Annotated in this window: 1 pseudogene; it reads right to left on the bottom strand. The window is 63.9% G+C overall.

Annotated features, from left to right (window positions below):
- Positions 1-1,291: pseudogene (locus AC2VON_RS16135) on the bottom strand (DNA-directed RNA polymerase subunit beta); the annotation flags it as partial.
- Positions 1,292-1,423: the final 132 nt, after the last annotated feature.

The raw sequence follows: 1,423 nt of genomic DNA on the forward strand, positions 1-1,423 counted from the left end.
ACTGACTCAGCTGGCTGGTGCCGAAGAACTCCTTGATCGCCGCCACGACCGGGCGGATGTTGATCAGGGTCTGCGGCGTGATGGCCTCGACGTCCTGGGTGGTCATCCGTTCCCGGACCACGCGTTCCATCCGGGACAGGCCGACCCGGATCTGGTTCTGGATGAGCTCACCCACCGTGCGCAGCCGCCGGTTGCCGAAGTGGTCGATGTCATCGACCTCGACGGGCACCTCGACTCCGCCCGGCACGGTCATCGTGGTCTGGCCCTCGTGCAGCCGCACCAGGTACTCGATGGTGGCCACGATGTCCCCTTCGGTCAACGTGGTCGACAGCCGCTCACCCGGTTTGGCCGGGACTCCGAGTTTCTTGTTCAGCTTGTAGCGACCCACCCGGGCCAGGTCGTAGCGCTTGTCCTTGAAGAACAGATTCTCCAGCAGGGTCTGCGCGGACTCCTTGGTGGGTGGTTCCCCCGGACGCAGCTTGCGGTAGATCTCCAGCAACGCCTCGTCGGTGCTGGCGGTGGGGTCCTTCTCCAGCGTCGAGGCCATGATCTCGGAGAAGCCGAACCGCTCGGTGATCTGTTCGGCCGACCAGCCCAGCGCCTTGAGTAAAAGGGTGACCGATTGGCGCCGCTTACGGTCGATGCGCACCCCGACGCTGTCCCGCTTGTCGACGTCGAACTCCAGCCAGGCCCCGCGGCCGGGGATCACCTTCACCGAGTGCAGTGTCTTCTCGGTGGACTTGTCGATGCTCTCGTCGAAGTACACGCCGGGCGAGCGCACCAGCTGGCTGACGACCACCCGCTCGGTGCCGTTGATGATGAAGGTGCCCTTCTCGGTCATCATCGGGAAGTCACCCATGAACACCGTCTGGCTCTTGATCTCGCCGGTGTTGCTGTTGACGAACTCGGCGGTGACGAACAGCGGAGCCGCGTACGTCATGTCTTTGTCGCGGCACTCGTCGACCGGCGCCTTGACCTCGTCGAACCGCGGGTCGGAGAACGACAGCGACATGGAACCGGAGAAGTCCTCGATCGGTGAGAGCTCGTCGAGTACTTCTTCGAGGCCGCCGACCGGCTCGTTACCGGTGAGTTTGGCCACCTTATCGCGCCAGTGCGGTGCGCCGATCAGCCACTCGAACGAATCGATCTGCACGTCGAGCAGACCTGGAACCTCAAGTGGCTCACGCAGCTTGGCGAAGGAAATCCGGTTGGGTGCGCCGGGCACGGAGCTGTACAGGGAACTCTGGGTGGGATTCGAGGGGTTCTTCTTGCTCTGGCGGGAGACTGCCAAGACGCATCCTTCCAGCAACCTCATGCGGCTCGCGGATCAGCGGATCCGTTCGCCGCGATGTCTCTTCGGCTCGGCCGGCGAACGATCTGTCCGTGTCCCACGCGCGCGACGTAAAGCACTGAAGCACCGAGC

This window comes from Mycobacterium sp. TH-M82 (assembly GCF_057473605.1).